A 16,132-nucleotide genomic window follows, 5' to 3' on the forward strand; every position below is an offset into this window, starting at 1 on the left:
CCTCAGTGTGACTCTTGTGTTGCCGCTCTGGCGGTGGTTGGGTCCTGATCACCTGGTGTTTGGCTCTTGATGGGCCTACCGGCATCACCATCAAAGGGTGAGGTCTGGTCTCCAAAAGTTGTGCCAACACCAGGTGTGATGGACCGACCGATGTGGCTTGATAGGAGCGTGGCACCGCCCCCAACTGAGGATTGCCCACCGGCCGGCCCAACCGTCCCTGTCCCTGTTTCTGAATCAGGAGGCAACCACCATGGTTGTTGTTGGAGTCGATGTACACAAGTCCACTCACACATTCGTCGCCGTCGATTCCGTCGGCAAGAAGCTAGGCCACCTCACCTCTGCGGCCACCACCGAAGGGCACCACACAGCGATCAACTGGGCACTCACCGAGTTCGGTGGCGATCTGGTGTGGGGTATCGAGGACTGCCGGCAGATGTCGACCCGCCTCGAGCGCGACCTGCTCGGCGCCGGCCAGACCGCGGTGCGCGTACCCACCAAGTTGATGGCCCAAGCCCGCTCCAGCGCTCGCACCCGCGGCAAGTCAGATCCCATCGACGCCCTGGCCGTGGCGCGAGCGGTACTACGCGAACCGGACCTGCCCGCCGCTGGCGCCGACCCCCAATCCCGCGAGTTACGGCTCCTCGTCGACTACCGGGAAGTCGCTGTCGCCCAACGCACTGCGTCAATCAACCGACTGCTGTGGCGGGTCCATGAGATCAATCCCGCCTACGCTCCCAAACCCCGGTCGCTGAGCATGAACAAGCACCAAAAAATACTCGCCACCCATCTCGCGAACCACACCAGCCTCCTCGCCGACATCGCCCGCGCGGAACTCGACGACATCATCTCGCTGACAGCCCGGATCAACAAGCTCGCCACCGAGATCGGCAAGCGAGTACGCCAACTGGTGCCGACCTTGCTCGAGTTGCCCGGCTGTGCCGAACTGACCGCCGGCAAAATCGTCGGCGAAACCGCCGGCATCTCCCGCTTCCGCTCCGCCGACGCCTACGCCAGCTACGCCGGCACAGCACCCATCCCCGTCTGGTCCGGCAACAGCGCCGGCCGCGTGCGACTACCCCGACACGGCAACCGACAGCTCAATACCGCACTGCACCGCATCGCCCTGACCCAAATCCGCCTCGAAGACTCCGACGGCTACACCTACTACCGCAACCGCCTCGCCGCCAACGACACCAAAACTTCAGCCCTACGGTGCCTGCGACGACGACTCATCCGCACCGTCTACCAACGACTCACCACCGACGCCCACACGCACCCCGCACCGACCGAACAAGCCGCCGCTTGACATAGGAGCAACTTTTGGCGAACAAAAGCCCAGGTCGGCTCCGCCAGAACCACACATCTTTGGGGGTCGGGGCTGTGGATAACCCGTTGATCGCAGGCCTGTCGTCTCCGGCGGTCCGGCCAGAATCGCCTTATGGGGGATTTTCCGACGGGTCCGTTGCGGGTAGAGATGTTGTTGGCGATCATGTCGCGATATCAGTTGCGCGAGAACTACCGTCTGCTGTTTCGCGGCGTATGGGTTCGAAAGGACCAGACAGTCGACTTCACGATGTCGAGCTACGCGGCCGCCCTGGCGTACCCGGGTAGCGACGTCAACTTGCCTGGGATCCTCTGCGGGTGGTCAGCTGCTGACCTCTGGGGTAACGCGTACCGTCCGGCCGATGCGCTTCCCGAGGTGATCGTCCCCATTGATGGACGACGGTTCCGTGGATTGACCGTGAGGCGGGTGCAACTCGAGGCGGACGAGTACACAGTGCTCGGCGACTCACTCGTGACGACTCTTCCGCGAACCGCTATCGACCTCGGCCGCTTCAATTCACGAGATGACGCAGTGTCCGCCCTCGACTCGATGATCCGCGCACACCCCTCTCTCGTCGATGATGTCGAGCGCGTGCTGAAGAGGTGGGAACGGCACTGGGGGATCGGTAAAGCGATCACTGCGCTGAAACTCGCAGATCCGCTGTCGGAATCTCCGTGGGAGACACGGGTGAGGTTGATCCTCGTAGACGAGGATCTTCATGGATTTGTCCTGCAGCACGAGGTGATGTGCGGTAGGTATCGGCTTGACGCGGCGTGGCCGCATCTCAAGGTCGCTGTCGAATACGACGGAGAGCACCACCGATCTGCCGATCAGCATGCCCGGGACCTCGAACGCTGGAATCGCTTGCGCGCTGAGGGCTGGGTCGTGGTCACGGTGACCGCCTCCAACATCCGACGAGGACGCGACGAGTTCGTCGCTCAACTCCGCCGAGAACTGCTACTTCGCGGCTGGCTACCCCGATGATGGGTTGGTTTGGCGGCCTCGACCTGGGGTTTTGTTCGCCAAAAGGACCCACTTTCGGGGGCGGGGAGCTTCGTTGTCAATAAATGTTGACACCAGGTCGCTGTCAGGGTAACTTGACAATCGTGCAAGACGAACAGAACGACATCACCACAGCAGTTGCAGATCGGGATCCGGCGAAAGGGCTGGCCGCGGTCAGGGCGCTGCGAACACTGGCGGACCGACTCGAAGATGTGCAGGTCGCAAACGCCCGGCAACAGGGCTGGAGCTGGCAGGCCATCGCCGACGTCCTCCAGGTGAGTCGACAAGCCGTGCACCAAAAACACTCACGCGGCGAGTAGCAATCCGCCGCTCATACACGGAAGCGGGACAACATGTTTCACCAGTTCACTCGCGAAAACAGGATGACCCTGGTTTTCGCTTATCAGGAGGCAGCCGACCTCGGGCACACCACTCTCGGCAATGATCACCTCATCCTTGGCATGCTCTGCAACGCCAGGACGTCGGTGTTCAACACACTCGGTGAGCAGGGGCTGACCCTCGCTCAGGCCCGTGAGGTGGTGCGTGAGTACCACGACTCCCACGAGGTCGACCCGGACAAAGAGCAGGTTGCCGAAGACAAGGACGCGCTCGCGGCCATCGGCATCGACCTCGACAAGGTTCGGGAGGCGGTGAAAACCGCATTCGGCGATGACATCACGGACAACTGGGGCAAACGCCGCGGTGGTCGGGGAGGACTCGGACGAGGTGGCCCAGGTGGCCGGGGCGGACCGGAAGGTCGCGGCGAACGTGGTCACCGGCACGGGGGCCCGCGTGGTCGCCGGGGCGAGGGACCATGGGAGCGTCCGTCCGGAGACGGACCGTGGGAACGGCCCGAGGGCGACGACGGTGCTCCGTGGGAGCGCGGCGGCCCCTGGGAAGGCGGCCGTGGCCGCCGTGGACCGCGGGGCGGCGTACGCCGGCCACGGTTCTCCAAGGACGCGAAGACCGCGATCTCTCATGCAGCGCTCATCGCCCGCGATGCCGATCGCGAACTGATCGCAGAGGACGTCCTTCTCGGAATCCTCACGACCGGCGATGCCGCCTCCAAGGCGCTCATCGAATCGGTGACAACGGCCGAGGCAATCCGCGAAGCCGTTCAGCGGGCCGACGCCCAGTAGCCTCCGAAAATGGTGGGTTTTGGTGAGGGTGACCTGCGGGTTTGCGCGCCAGAACCCACCAAGATCGGGCTAGGCCAGCAGGAGACCGATCGCGGTGCCGATGGACCAGAGAAGCATCGCGAGACCCGTCAGGGCAAGGGCTGGAATGAGTGCCGGTCCGCCGGCGCCACCCCGCACCGGTGCGTTGGCCTTGAACGCCAGCGGAGCCGCCACGAGCCCGAGCAGCGCCCACGGCGTCGCGGCGATCAACACCAATGACACGACCGACGGAACGATGACGAGGACCGCATGCAGAGTCCGGGTGTGCTTGTCGCCCAGTCGAACTGCCAGGGTGATCTTGCCCGACTCTGTGTCGGTGGGGATGTCGCGCAGATTGTTGGCGACGAGAACCGCGCTGGAGTACGAGCCCACGGCGACCGCGGACAACAGTCCGACCCAGTCGATGGTCTCGGCCTGGACGAACTGCGTACCGCACACCGCGACCAACCCGAAGAACACGAACACCGCGATCTCACCGAAGCCGCTGTACCCGTACGGGTTACGGCCCCCGGTGTAAAACCAGGCCGCGGCGATGCATCCGAGCCCGACCAGGACCAGCCACCAGGCACTCGTCACCGCGAGAGCCAGGCCGGCGATCCCGGCCACGGCGAAGGCGGCAATCGCCGCGGTCTTCACCGACCGCGGGGTCGCGACCTTCGACCCCACCAGCCGCATCGGCCCGACGCGGTCGTCGTCGGTACCGCGGATGCCGTCCGAGTAGTCGTTGGCGAAGTTCACGCCGATGATCAGCGCCACCGACACCACCAGTGCCAACACCGCCTTCCACCAGACGATGTCACCGAGCCAGCCGGCGGCGCCGGTGCCTGCGATGACGGGTGCGATCGCGTTGGGATAGGTACGAGGACGCGACCCTTCGAACCACTGCGCTGCTGAAGCCATGTGAGTATCCTTCCGCACGCGCATCCGGTGGCTGATCGCCGCACCCGATAGTGTGTAGAGACCATCCCCTGACCTGCAGAAACCACTCACCAGCAGCGAGGACACCGTGCCAGTTCAAGTAGCGCCGATCGTCGGACTACTCGGACCGGTGTCGATTGTGGATCGAAACGGGCAAATGCGACCCGTCCCCGGAATCCGCGCCCGGCGTCTGCTCGCCCTCCTCGCTCTCACTCCCGGCAGCCAACGCTCGCAGTCGGCGCTGATCGACGGCGTCTGGGGTGACGACCTCCCGCGGTCCCCGCAGTCGGCGCTACACACTCAGATCTCGCGGCTGCGGCCACTGCTGCCCGACGGCGCGATCGAAGCCGGCCCCTTGGGGTACCGATTGACCCTGCCCGCGGATGCGATCGATGTGTTCGCGGCACAATCCCTGCTGGCAGAAGGTTCGGGCGAGGCCCTGAGCGCGGCGTCGGTGTTGTGGCGCGGAGAGCCCGGCGACGATCTCGGCGACGACGACCTCGCTAGGACCGTCCGGCAGACCGCAGCCCGCATCTCAGACGACTTGGACGACCATCGGTCGCGAAAAGCACTGGCCGACGGTGATTTCGAGACGGCACGGGCACTGGCCCAGACGCGATGTGCCGCCGACCCCCTGGACGAGGCGGCACACGCCACGCTGATCCGTGCGCTGTCGCAGCTGGGACGCGGTGGTGAGGCCCTGGCGGTGTTCGCCCGCCTGCGCCGGACGCTGTCGACCGAACTCGGTGCCGACCCCGGTCCCGAGCTGCTCGCACTCCATCAGGAAGTTCTCGAACAGAAGGGCCAGGGCGCCGCCGCATCGCGTCCGACGGTCAAAGCCGTCGGATTGTCGTCCGAACCGAATGCCCTCCTCGGCCGCGACCTCGATGTCCAGAACATCTGTGATCTGCTCAAGAAGTCCCGGGTGGTCACCGTGCAAGGACCCGGCGGCGCCGGAAAGACCCGCATAGCCAACCGAATCGGTCATCTGGTCGCCGAGGAGGCCGCGGCGGTCTATTTCGTCGAACTCGCGTCGGTGCGGGGGGACGACGATGTGTTGGCGGCGGTCGCGGCGACGCTCGGCGTCGGTGAGTCGGACGTCTCCGCGGGCGGTCGACCGAAGGCGGTCTATTCCGACCTGCGCACCCGTCTGGCTGATGCGCTGACCACCGACACCCTCGTGATCCTGGACAACTGCGAGCACGTCATCGACGCCGCCGCAGCAATCACGGCCGACCTGATCGCTGCCGTCGACACCGTTCGGGTGCTGACGACCAGTCGCTCGCCGCTGGCTCTCACCGCGGAGGCCGTCTACGAGCTGCCTCCGCTGCCTATCGACGAAACTGGCTCGGCGGCAACAGATCTCTTCGAGGCCAGGGCGCACGCCATTCGCCCTGGAGTGGTCACCGAAACCGCGCTGGTCGCGAAGCTCTGCCGGTCACTCGACGGCCTGCCCCTGGCCATCGAACTCGCGGCCGCGCGGGTGCGCACCCTGAGTGTTCAGGAGATCTACGTCGGCCTCAGCGCCCGGTTCTCCCTGTTACGGGGAGGTGGCCGGTCGTCGCCGACGCGGCACCGCACGTTGCATGCGGTGATCGAGTGGAGCTGGGCGCTGCTGGACGAACCTGCTCGAGTGGCTCTGCAACAGCTGTGCCGCTTTCCTGGCGGGTTCTCCCGTGAGGCCGCGGCCGCCGTGACGGGCCTGTCGGGCCCAGACCTCGACGACAACCTCGAGGCCCTGGTCAACCAGTCACTGCTCAGCGTGGTCGAAGCGGGAACTGTCCGCTATCGCATGCTCGAGACCGTTCGCGAGTTCGGGGAGGAAAAGCTCGTCGCCGCAGGGATGAGCGACGTCATCGATGCGGCGATGACCCGTTGGGCCACCGACCATGCGCGCAACCTCCTGTCGCCGTTCCTCACCGGCAGGCAGGCGCTCGCGATGTCAGCGCTCGCCGCCGACAGCGACAATTTCGTTTGGGTCTTGCGGCGATCGCTCGATCCCGATCTGCCGCGTCGTCCGACCGGCTGGGCGCAGGCGGCGGTCACCATCTTCGCCGGGGTGGCGGGATTCTGGGCGGTGCGGGGATTGCACGCGGAGGTGGCGGCCTGGGGTCCACGCCTGGTGAATGCCCTCCACAACGCTCCGCAAGACTCTGCTGGGATGGATGATTCCGAGCGTGAGATCTGGCAGATGGCATACGTCTTCGCCGGTTCGCACATGTTGTTCGATCCCCACGATCTTCGGGCGCTGGCACGTGCGCGAGTGCGACTGCGGGAGCTGTATCGCAGCGACCGCTACCTGGACATGCCCATGGACTTCGTGTCGTCGATTGCGCTGAGCCGCAGTCCGATTTCGGCGATGCGATCGCTCGTTGCCGGCCGTGGTAGCGACAACGCACTCGTCCGCGCTGTGGCGGTGACACTGAGTTCGAACCTGCGTGAAAACCTGGGGGACCTCGACGGCGCGATGCGGGACGCACAGACAACGTACGAGCTGGCCCGAGAGCGTGGTGACGAGTGGTCGATGGCGGTCGCGGAGATCGAGATCGGCGGCATACTCGGACAATCCGCCGACTACGTCAGCGCTTCTCGTCACTACCGGGAAGCGGTGCAGACGCTCGCCGGCATCGGTGCCGACCAGGATAGCCGGCAGACGATGGGATACGTCGTCGGAGCGCTCATCGGCGACGGCCAACTCGAGGAGGCCAGGCGGACGTTCGACGATTTCGCTCGTGGGTGGCGGCCACGCGATCCTGATCCGCGCGAGCAACCAGAGATTACCTCTGGAATATTGCTCTGCGCAGCGGAACTGGCGCATGCCGACGGTGACGCCCTCCTCGAGGTGGAGCTGTTCACCCGAGCTGCGAACTATCTGATCGCCGAACTGTCGTTCCCGAGGCAGGACCCGTCGGGCTGTCTGGCACTCTGTGCGGCGCTCGCAGGATTGGTTCGGGCAGACCACGTCGACGGCGTGGCCCCGCTCGTCGAGAGACTGCTGGAATACCTCGACTACATGTTCGGAAAGGTACAGGCAGCCGACATTCCGCAGGCCGGCTCGATGTCGTTGTGTCTGGGGGCTTTACTGTGTCTGCGCCAACCGGGCTCCGAGGATGGCGCACGGTTGCTCCTGCTGTCTCGCCGTCTCCGGGGCCGCCGTGACTATCCGGCGTTGCGCGACCTCGACCGCGATGCCGCGGAGCTGTCCGGACTCTCGGCGCCGGTCTGGCAACGTATCGAAGCAGAGGTCGCGAACCACTCCCGGCGGCAGGCCTCCCGAGACCTGGTCGAGATCACCAACAGAACTGTGCGCGAACAGTTTTGAAGTAGACAATCCCCGGCCAGACGATCTGGCCGGGGAGTGCCTTGTCCGGGTTCAGGCGTTGCGCATGTACGACTTCACGGTCAGTGGCGCAAAGATCGCGATGATGACCGCGGCACCGATCAGCGACCAGAGCACGTGGACACCGACATGCCCGTTGCTGGTGAGTTCGCGAACGGCGGTCACCAGATGCGAGACCGGGTTGACCTTGACGAAGGCCTGCATCCAGCCGGGCATCGTGCCAGGCGGCACGAAGGCGTTCGACATGAAGGTCAGCGGGAACAGGATGAGCATCGAAACGCCCTGCACAGCAGAGGCTTTCTTCATCAGCGTGCCCATGAGCGCGAAGATCCAGGACACGGCGAAGCTGCACACGATCACGAGCAGCGTCGCGCCGAGGACGCCGAGCGGATCCGGTCGCCAGCCCATGGCGATGCCGACGACGAATGTGATGGTCGTGGCGATGAGATACCGGACGACGTCGGCGAGCAACGCGCCGGCCAGGGGGCTGATCCGGGCGATCGGTAGCGATCGGAAGCGGTCGAATACGCCCTTGTCCATGTCCTCCCGGAGCTGGGTGCCCGTCACGATGCTGGTGACGATGACCGTCTGGACCAGGATGCCGGGAATGATGATCGGCAGGTAGTCATGGATGTTGCCTGCGATGGCGCCACCGAAGATGTAGGTGAACATCAAGGTGAAGATGATCGGTTGCAGGACAACGTCGAACAGCTGCTCGGGGTTGTGGCGGATCTTGAGCAGTCCGCGGTAGCCCATGGTGAACGATTGCGTGACCGCATCACGCACGCTGACGGTGCGCACGGGTGGGGTGAAGTCGGTGGGGGCGGTGGTGATGGGTTTGTCGATGACGGTGGTCATGCGGCTTGCTCCTCGGGAGTGGTCTCTGCAGCGGGTTTGCCGGTGATGGTGAGGAAGACCTCGTCGAGACTGGGCTTCTGGACGTTCATGCCCTCGATCTCGATCCCCTGCTCGCGCAACGCGATCAGGATGTCGGGCAGCAGATCGGGGCGGAGCATGGGGGCGGTGATCCGTCCGGCCTCCGCGCTGAGTGCGGCGGGCTCGGACAGGATCCGTTCGATGACCGCTGCGGCGGCCGGTGCTTGCGATTTGTCGGCCGGGGTGATCTGCAGGGTCGATGAGCCGACGGAGTTCTTGAGTTCGTCGGCGGTCCCGTCGGCGATGACACGGCCGTGGTCGATGACCGCGATACGGTCGGCGAGTTGGTCGGCCTCATCGAGGTACTGGGTGGTCAGCAGCACAGTGCTGCCACCGGCGACCAGGCGCCGGATGGTGTCCCACATCTGTGAGCGGGTCCGGGGGTCGAGGCCCGTGGTCGGCTCGTCCAAGAACAGCAGCGGCGGTGTCGCGATCAGGCTGGCCGCGAGGTCGAGTCGCCGGCGCATACCCCCGGAGAACTGTTTGAGAGGTCGCTTGGCGGCCTCGGTGAGTCCGAACTCTTCGAGCAGTTCGGTGGATCTGATGCGGGCGTCGCGGCGGGACTTGCCGAGCAGGCGCGCGAAGACGATCAGATTCTCGGTCGCCGAGAGGTCTTCGTCCACGGATGCGTATTGGCCGGTGACCCCGACCATCGACCGCACCGCGACCGAGTCGGTGGTCACGTCGTACCCGAAGATCTTCGCCGTGCCGGCATCAGGCTTGAGCAGCGTCGCCAGCATTTGCACGGTCGTTGTTTTCCCCGCGCCGTTGGGTCCGAGGACGCCGTACACCGATCCGGTGGGTACCACCAGGTCGACGCCGTCGACGGCCTTGGTGGAACCAAAGTGTTTGACCAATCCGCGAGCCTCGATGGCCGGCGCATCGGTGTGCAGTGGTGTGTTCATGGAACACAGAGTGCGGGGCGTCGCTGTCGTGCCACTGACAGTTGCTGTCGTGAACTGTCAGCGGCCCGGTTCCGGGGCCATGGGAGTGCGGCCCCCACCCACCCGTTTTCGCGCGGCCCACCCGTTGCTTTGACTGGAGGGTGCAAAAACGGGTGGAGAAAGGCGACTAACCCCGACCCGGTGGAGTTATCCACAGCCCGTGGATCCATCCACAGAGAGCCTCGACAAGCCTCTGTTCTGTCGGACCACGATCCCAATCTCGGGGCATGACATTCCACGAAACCGGCCGTCTTCTGCGGAGGGCCGAGCTCCTTGCCGCCGGCACACTCAATGACCAAACTGTCCGCGCGGGGCTGAAGTCCGGTGCTCTGGAACGGCGCTGCGCGGGTGTTTATGCACCGCCCAGCGAAGACTTGTCGAAGGACGACATCTACCTGGAACGGGTGCACGCGCGAGCGGGCAGATCCAGGGTCCGGGTCATCAGTCACGATTCGGCAGCGGCGGTGCACAACCTGGCGTTGCTGGACCAGGACTACCGGCGTGTGCATCTGACCGATCGCCGAGGTGGACGGATCACGCATGATCTGCATCTTCACGAGGCCGAGCTCGAGGCGGGAGAAATCACCGTCGTCGAGGGCCACCGGGTCACAACGATCGCGCACACGGTGGCAGACGTTGCCAGGGAAGGCAGCTTCTACGAGGCGTTGGCGGTGTGTGATTGCGGCCTACGGAGCGGACTGCCTCAGGCAGGTCAGGACGAGATGTCGGAGCGCTTCCGAGGGTTCGTCGGAGGGGCGATTCTGCGCGACGCGGTGTTGCTCGCGGACGGGCTGGCCGCCAATCCCGGAGAGTCGCTCAGCCGCGGCCTGATGCGCAGCTTCCCTGAGGTACCAAGACCCAGATTGCAGCATCCGTTCTACGACGACGAGGGCCTGATCGGGTACGGCGACTTCGACTGGGAAGGCAGGGTCGTCGGCGAGTTCGACGGGTTGCACAAGTACCGCAAGTACCTGGGCCCGGGCGAGTCGATCGAAGAAGCGGTCATCCGCGAGAAACGTCGCGAAGACCGACTGCGGGCGCTGGGCATCCACGTCATGCGATGGACGTGGAAAGACCTGCAGGACGCGGTGCGGTTCCGGGCGCTGATCGCGCGCGGCCTACGGATGGGAGGCATGTTGTGATCGACCCGCCCCCACCCACCCGATTTTGCGCGGCCCACCCGTTGTTTTGACTGGAGGGTGCAAAAACGGGTGGGGGAGGGCCGTGGTGCTCCCACGGTTGCTGTCGTGAACTGTCAGCGGCCCGCCAGCCCCTCACCCACCCGAATTCGCACCGTCCACCGACAATGTCCGGTGGGCGGCGCAAAAACGGGTGGGCGCAGCCGTCCACACGACCCATCAACGGTCCCTCGACCCCGACAGCTATCGCAATATCGGTACCCCTCAACACCGGTGTTGCAGATAACTCAGGGCTAGAGCTCGTCCAGATCGATGTGGCCGTCTTGCAATGCCCGGGCGAGCAGGGCGGCTTTGGTGTTCGCGGGCCGGCCGATCGCCGCGTACTTCAGGCGGATCCGGTTCACATGAGTGCTGACCGTCGCCGAAGAGATGAATAGCGCGGTCGCGACGTCCGACTTCGAATCGCGCATCACCCATTCGCGCAAGATCTGGATCTCCCGGGCGGTCAGAGCTGGTGCCGGCAACGGCTCAGAAGCATTGAAAGCGCAACTCATTGGTTTGTGGCAACTCCTAGACAGACCGACGTTTGTCGGCCGCGTCGTGACCAGACGCTTAAAATTACACTTCAGCGTCACTTCTTTGGTAGCCGTCTCTTGTGGTGACACCAGTACCGGGGTCATGGTTAGCGCGCAAAAACAAATGCGGGGTGTTGCGTCCAGGATGTTCGGCGTCCGAGTGTCTTTCGACCAAACCCTTCTTCTCGATGCGGATTCTCTCGGTCCCTGAGCTGCCGCTTCGGTAGACGGTCACCACGTGATCTCGGCCGGCTGGGAGCACCCGGAGACGCACGTGTCCATCGCGGGCGTCGTGCAGGGCGGCCGTCACCACGACTCGGACCCAGGTGCGCATTTCCTCGTACGCGCCGTCCAGTCCGCCGTCGTCGATCATCGTCACCTCGACTCCGCGGGCGCGTGCCTCCCGCGCCGCGGCAGCGGTCTCCGGGCTCACCAGCGCAGCAGCGCGGAGCTGATCGCGCAGATGCCCCTCCAACAGTTCGCAGTCCTGCCGTTCGGTGGCGGTCAGCGGAACCCCCGTCGCGATGCGCATGAGCAGCGGTCGCGCCAGCTCATCGAGCTCGGCCAGCCGAGCATTACGCTCCTGAGCTGCAGCGGTGATCATCGACGCGTCAGCTGCACGCTGTCTGGCCTGGGCACGGAACAGCAGGATCGTGCGCGTTGTCTTGCGGATGGCAAGCGCGATCAGGGTCACGGGCAGCAACGCACCGGCGTTGTACAGCGGGACCTGCGCACCCGCCCACAGGCCCTGGTCGGTCGCCGCCGCCCACCAGGCGTGGACGCCGGCGGACGCGGCAACGCTCAGCCAGGCGGGCAGAATGCGCCCTCGCAAACACATGAACACGTAGATCAAGGTGGCGTAGCCCGAGATCCAGACCTGATTCGACGTGGTCAGCGGCACCGGCACCACCGACAGCAGGATGGCAGCGGATACCGGAGGCGCCATGGCCATCAGAATCGCGGGGGCCAGCGGCAACGGATCGTGTGGCACCGCCACCAGCGCGATCGTGGCAGCTGCCATGATCAGGACGACGATCACCACCGGCCACCGCGGGGAGATCCCGTCGACGCTCAACGCCGCACCCAACGTCATGGCGACGACGACCGCGCCGATGATCACCCGGGTCGCCAGAGTTCGGAGCCCCAGGATGTCTCTGACGTCCGCCGGGTCGGAGAAAGACGTCACGGGCGCTTCCAGCTCAGGGACACCGTGGTACCCGCGCCGGGTGAGGCTGTGATCTCGGCCTTTCCGCCCGGTAGTTGCTCCATTCGGCCGCGGATACTGACGGCCAGGCCGAGACGGTTTCCGGGTACGGACTTCGGGTTGAAGCCGACTCCATCGTCGGATACCGACACCCGGAGGACATCGTTGTCGGCAGCGACATCCACCCTGCGGCGGGCGTCCGGGCCGGCGTGCCGAACACTGTTTCGCAAGGCTTCGGCGGCGGCGGCCGACATCGTCCGGACGACGTCACCCGGGTACCGCTGGTCGCTGATGTCGGGCGCTATGGATGCGTGCACGCGTACGGCGTCATCGATTTCTCCGGTGGCGCCTCTGAACTCGGCGAGAGCGGTCTCGATTCCGAACTCGGTCGCGACGTTCGCGCCGGATGCCAGGACGTCGAGTTTGTCCACGGTCTCGACCGCTTGGCGGACCAGCGCCTCGGACATCGGCAGTCGGGCGGCTGCGAGCAGGGTCGACATGACTCCGTCGTGGGTCAGTGCGTCGAATCGAGAGCGTTCACCAGCGCGAGCGACGGAGGCCGCGGCTTCCGCTGCGGCTCGCACGGACCGCTTGCGGGTGGCATCGAGAATGCGACCGGATCGCATCGCGGCCACCACGACTGCGTAGGGCATCGCCGAAAGGCAGAAGCTCCAGGCGATCTCGGTCATCACGGAGCTGTCGTACGCCGGTGTCCGCACCGCTTCGTTGACGAACTGAACGGAGATGACCACGTAGGCGAGATACGGCAATGACCAGCGCATCCGCAATATCAATGCTGCTGTGGCTGCGACGAATCCGTTGAACTGGGTGAACCACATCCCGTGGCCGGCATCGAGCTGATCGCCGTTCCACACCAGCGGCCACGTCGCAATCGTGAGGCCGTAGCCGATGACGAGGACGGTTGCTGCCCACCGGATCCTCTCGATGTCAGGGCGCTGGAACGACGTGGCGAACATGACCGCTGCCGAGCCGTAGATGGACAGCACTGACGCGGCGGTCCACCAGACCGGGACCACATCGGTGGACATCGCTATCGCTCCCGACAGGCCGACCGCGCTCAGCAGGTACGCGACCGCGAGGTAGCGGCAGAACTGACGAAAGATGTTGTCGGCTGCGCTGCCGTCGGGAGAATCGGCCCTCAGCGCCGGAACAACCGCGGTATCGGCAGCCATCCATCCTCCAGGGCGCGTTTGTAGAGTTCGGTCTTGGTCGGGGCAGGGCGGCCCGCGTCAGCATATTTACGGCGTATCCGGGCGAGGTAGGCGTTCACGGTCTCCGTGGACAAGCCGGTGATCTGACCGACCCGGGCGGCCTGCTCGCCGGAGGCGTACAGCTCGAGGATTTCGCGCTGTCGCGGGCTCAGGGCAACTGTTGCGATGTCGGGGTCGGCATCGATCGCGGCAGCCCAGTCCATGGTGGCGACCGTGTCACCGTCGGCGGCCCGCCGGATGGCCTCGACCAGTTCGGTGTTGCGCGCGGACTTACGGACGATCCCCTGCACACCTGCGCTGAGTGCGGAGCGAACGAGATCGGGGTAGTCGGCGGTGGTGAACACCAGCACCTTGATGCCGAGCGCGTGCAGTTGCTCGGCGTTGGCCTTCGGCGAGGAACCGTCTTCCAGTCTGAGGTCGAGTACGACCAGATCGATGTCCGTGGTGATCGCGAGCAGGGCGTCCACGGTCGCCGCGCCGGCGACCAGAGTCAGCCCCTCGGCTTCGTCGATGATCGTTTCGATTCCCTTGAGCTGGGATTCGAAGTCCTCGACCACACCGATTCTGCGTAGACCTCCCGCAGCGCCGTCGGTCATCGTTCCGCCTGTGGCTGGACGGTAATCGGGCATTCCATGTCGTAATCCTGACGTATGCAGCAGCTGATTCGCCGGTGAACCTCTTTACGTAAGCAAATCTTGATCGCCCACGCGGTGCGTGTTGTTACAGCTCACGGCGATGTTCGACGAATTCGGTGTGCTCCGAATTCAGCTCAGCAACGTGCGCAGCGCTGCTCGGTCCACCTTGCCCGGGCCGCGGCGGGGAAGTTCGTCGACGAAAAACACGTCGCGCGGCACGGCGGTGCGATCGAGGGTACGGGCGACCGCGGCTCTGACCGACTCGGCCGTCGGGCTCGCGCCGGGCGCCGCCACCACTGCCGCCGCCACCTTCTCGCCGAGGCGCTCGTCGGGCAACCCGAACACCGCGCAGTCATCGATCGCGGGGTCGCTGAGAATCGCGGCCTCGACCACTTGGGGCACGATCGTCAGCCCGCCGGAGCTGATCGCCTCGTCGGTTCGCCCGACGATGGCGAGAACACCGTCCGACGTGAACTCTCCGAGGTCGTCGGTGCGAAACCATCCGGGCTCGGCGAAGGCGGGATGATCGGGGCGGCCCCGGTAACCGGAGGCGACCATCGGGCCACCGAGCACCACCCGTCCCGGACGACCGCCGTCGACCCTGATCCGCGTGCCGGACAACGGAACGCCGTCGTACACGCATCCACCGCACGTCTCGCTCATCCCATACGTCCCGACGATGGGGACGCCTGCAGCAGTTGCTCTCTCGCGTAGCCGGAGCGGGGTCGCCGCCCCGCCCACCAAGACGGCGTCGACCTCCCGCAGAGCACTGACGGCGCCTGGATGTTCGAGCACTTTGACCAGTTGGGTCGGTACCAGCGATGTGTAGCGCCGGGTCGACGCCATCGACTCGAGTGCGCGGACCAAGTCGGCGGGATCGAATCCGTGGGAGACGTCGATGGTGGTGGGCTCGACGCCGGCGCGCAGACTGCGGAGCAACACCTGCAGTCCGGCGATGTGGTGCGGCGGTAGGGCGAGGAGCCAACCCCCGGGCCCGCCGAGGTGCGCGTGGGTCGCGTCGATCGACGCGGTCACCGACGCCGCCGAATGCTGTGCGCCCTTGGGTGTTCCGGTGGTTCCCGACGTCGCGATCACCAGCGCGATGTCGGGGTCGATGGGCTCGCCGACCCCGAGTGCATTGCTCAGTCTGGCGGTCTCGGCGGGATCCGACAGAGGCACCGGCGCAAAGCTCGCCGAGCCGTCGAGCAGCTGGTGCAGTGCCCCCAGATCAGGTGCGACGGCCGACAGGGGGAGTGGTTGCAGCGTTCTGCTGCTCACTCCGGTGCTTGCGCCGGCGGGTTCTCCGGGGGCGGGTCGAGGGGGTTGGGATCGAAGGGCCAGCCCTTGGCCTCGAGATGCTTACGGATTCGCGAGACGTCGGCTTCGAACGGCAGTTCGTCGGTCACCTTCGTGATCAGGACGCCCGCGTCGATGGAGGTGATGGGTTCGGGGCCGTCGTCGGTCACCTGGCCACTGTGGATCAGCTGCCGGGAGACGGACTTGACCTCTTCCTCCGACAACTGCCTCCGCAGCAGCGCGACCAGCGGCACGTAGTCGCCGGACGGCACCCCGTTCGGATATCCCTCGCGCAACCAGTTCACGACTCTCATCAGGAATTGTGGACGGTCCATTTTCGCGCCCTTCCAGCTATGAGGCGTCACCGATCGGCCACTTCCAGACCAGATCGAGTTCGTTCGATGATACT

The 16,132-nt window shown here is 65.5% G+C and carries 14 protein-coding genes and 1 pseudogene; 6 read left to right on the forward strand and 9 right to left on the reverse strand.

Annotation, left to right across the window (positions count from 1 at the left end; genetic code table 11):
- Nucleotides 1-250 precede the first annotated feature (250 nt).
- From BH683_RS10420 to BH683_RS10435, 4 genes are all read left to right on the forward strand, one after another.
- Nucleotides 251-1,306, forward strand: a complete 1,056-nt coding sequence (locus BH683_RS10420) for an IS110 family transposase (protein ID WP_084834247.1) — start codon at nt 251-253, stop codon at nt 1,304-1,306.
- Nucleotides 1,307-1,438: 132 nt separating this feature from the next.
- The gene (locus BH683_RS10425) at nt 1,439-2,308 is read left to right on the forward strand and encodes a DUF559 domain-containing protein (RefSeq protein ID WP_084836199.1); all 870 of its coding nucleotides are present in this window, start codon (nt 1,439-1,441) and stop codon (nt 2,306-2,308) included.
- Between the two features lie 122 nt (nt 2,309-2,430).
- The gene (locus BH683_RS10430; RefSeq protein WP_084836200.1) at nt 2,431-2,646 is read left to right on the forward strand and encodes an RNA polymerase subunit sigma-70; all 216 of its coding nucleotides are present in this window, start codon (nt 2,431-2,433) and stop codon (nt 2,644-2,646) included.
- Between the two features lie 63 nt (nt 2,647-2,709).
- On the forward strand, nt 2,710-3,465 hold the full coding sequence (locus BH683_RS10435; RefSeq protein ID WP_348639219.1) for a Clp protease N-terminal domain-containing protein: 756 nt from the start codon (nt 2,710-2,712) through the stop codon (nt 3,463-3,465).
- A 69-nt stretch (nt 3,466-3,534) separates the two neighbouring features.
- Here BH683_RS10435 and BH683_RS10440 read toward each other — a convergent pair whose 3' ends face one another.
- Nucleotides 3,535-4,404 (reverse strand): 1,4-dihydroxy-2-naphthoate polyprenyltransferase, encoded by an 870-nt coding sequence (locus BH683_RS10440; protein WP_084836202.1) that lies wholly within the window; start codon nt 4,402-4,404, stop codon nt 3,535-3,537.
- Between the two features lie 106 nt (nt 4,405-4,510).
- On the opposite strand from BH683_RS10440, the gene BH683_RS10445 reads away from it, so the two are divergent.
- On the forward strand, nt 4,511-7,744 hold the full coding sequence (locus BH683_RS10445) for a BTAD domain-containing putative transcriptional regulator (RefSeq protein ID WP_246833300.1): 3,234 nt from the start codon (nt 4,511-4,513) through the stop codon (nt 7,742-7,744).
- Between the two features lie 51 nt (nt 7,745-7,795).
- Here BH683_RS10445 and BH683_RS10450 read toward each other — a convergent pair whose 3' ends face one another.
- Both BH683_RS10450 and BH683_RS10455 read right to left on the reverse strand, forming a co-directional pair.
- Nucleotides 7,796-8,620, reverse strand: coding sequence for an ABC transporter permease (locus tag BH683_RS10450; RefSeq protein WP_084836204.1), 825 nt, complete (start codon nt 8,618-8,620; stop codon nt 7,796-7,798).
- Nucleotides 8,617-9,603 (reverse strand): ATP-binding cassette domain-containing protein, encoded by a 987-nt coding sequence (locus tag BH683_RS10455; RefSeq protein ID WP_084836205.1) that lies wholly within the window; start codon nt 9,601-9,603, stop codon nt 8,617-8,619. Before BH683_RS10455 ends, BH683_RS10450 begins: the two co-directional genes overlap by 4 nt.
- Before the next feature lie 266 nt (nt 9,604-9,869).
- On the opposite strand from BH683_RS10455, the gene BH683_RS10460 reads away from it, so the two are divergent.
- Nucleotides 9,870-10,784 carry a hypothetical protein gene (locus BH683_RS10460; protein WP_084836206.1) on the forward strand — a complete coding sequence of 305 codons (915 nt, stop codon included), beginning with the start codon at nt 9,870-9,872 and terminating at the stop codon, nt 10,782-10,784.
- 290 nt (nt 10,785-11,074) lie between these two features.
- Here the strand turns inward: BH683_RS10460 and BH683_RS28920 are convergent.
- The 6 genes and pseudogenes from BH683_RS28920 to BH683_RS10490 form a co-directional block, all read right to left on the reverse strand.
- Nucleotides 11,075-11,305: pseudogene (locus BH683_RS28920) on the reverse strand (LuxR C-terminal-related transcriptional regulator); the annotation flags it as partial.
- Between the two features lie 94 nt (nt 11,306-11,399).
- Nucleotides 11,400-12,542 carry a hypothetical protein gene (locus BH683_RS10470; protein ID WP_084836208.1) on the reverse strand — a complete coding sequence of 381 codons (1,143 nt, stop codon included), beginning with the start codon at nt 12,540-12,542 and terminating at the stop codon, nt 11,400-11,402.
- A complete protein-coding gene (locus BH683_RS10475; protein WP_084836209.1) occupies nt 12,539-13,753 on the reverse strand; it encodes an ATP-binding protein in 1,215 nt (404 codons plus the stop codon). The genes BH683_RS10470 and BH683_RS10475 overlap by 4 nt, the downstream gene beginning before the upstream one ends.
- On the reverse strand, nt 13,720-14,388 hold the full coding sequence (locus BH683_RS10480; RefSeq protein WP_084836210.1) for a response regulator transcription factor: 669 nt from the start codon (nt 14,386-14,388) through the stop codon (nt 13,720-13,722). Before BH683_RS10480 ends, BH683_RS10475 begins: the two co-directional genes overlap by 34 nt.
- 168 nt (nt 14,389-14,556) lie before the next feature.
- Entirely contained in the window at nt 14,557-15,705 is a 1,149-nt protein-coding gene (gene menE, locus BH683_RS10485) for an o-succinylbenzoate--CoA ligase (RefSeq protein WP_084836211.1), read from the reverse strand.
- Nucleotides 15,702-16,058, reverse strand: coding sequence for a DUF3349 domain-containing protein (locus BH683_RS10490; protein WP_084836212.1), 357 nt, complete (start codon nt 16,056-16,058; stop codon nt 15,702-15,704). The genes menE and BH683_RS10490 overlap by 4 nt, the downstream gene beginning before the upstream one ends.
- Between the last annotated feature and the right edge of the window lie 74 nt (nt 16,059-16,132).

The sequence above is a fragment of the Williamsia sp. 1138 genome, assembly GCF_002095435.2.
In the GTDB taxonomy this organism is placed as follows: Bacteria; Actinomycetota; Actinomycetes; order Mycobacteriales; family Mycobacteriaceae; genus Williamsia.

Excerpts from the sequence above, each read along its gene's own strand:
- BH683_RS10420 (WP_084834247.1), top strand. The coding sequence starts at position 251 with ATGGTTGTTGTTGGAGTCGATGTACACAAGTCCACTCACACATTCGTC.
- BH683_RS10425 (WP_084836199.1), top strand. The coding sequence starts at position 1,439 with ATGGGGGATTTTCCGACGGGTCCGTTGCGGGTAGAGATGTTGTTGGCG.
- BH683_RS10435 (WP_348639219.1), top strand. The coding sequence starts at position 2,710 with ATGACCCTGGTTTTCGCTTATCAGGAGGCAGCCGACCTCGGGCACACC.
- BH683_RS10440 (WP_084836202.1), bottom strand. The coding sequence starts at position 4,404 with ATGGCTTCAGCAGCGCAGTGGTTCGAAGGGTCGCGTCCTCGTACCTAT.
- BH683_RS10450 (WP_084836204.1), bottom strand. The coding sequence starts at position 8,620 with ATGACCACCGTCATCGACAAACCCATCACCACCGCCCCCACCGACTTC.
- BH683_RS10455 (WP_084836205.1), bottom strand. The coding sequence starts at position 9,603 with ATGAACACACCACTGCACACCGATGCGCCGGCCATCGAGGCTCGCGGA.
- BH683_RS10460 (WP_084836206.1), top strand. The coding sequence starts at position 9,870 with ATGACATTCCACGAAACCGGCCGTCTTCTGCGGAGGGCCGAGCTCCTT.
- BH683_RS10475 (WP_084836209.1), bottom strand. The coding sequence starts at position 13,753 with ATGGCTGCCGATACCGCGGTTGTTCCGGCGCTGAGGGCCGATTCTCCC.
- BH683_RS10480 (WP_084836210.1), bottom strand. The coding sequence starts at position 14,388 with ATGACCGACGGCGCTGCGGGAGGTCTACGCAGAATCGGTGTGGTCGAG.
- BH683_RS10490 (WP_084836212.1), bottom strand. The coding sequence starts at position 16,058 with ATGGACCGTCCACAATTCCTGATGAGAGTCGTGAACTGGTTGCGCGAG.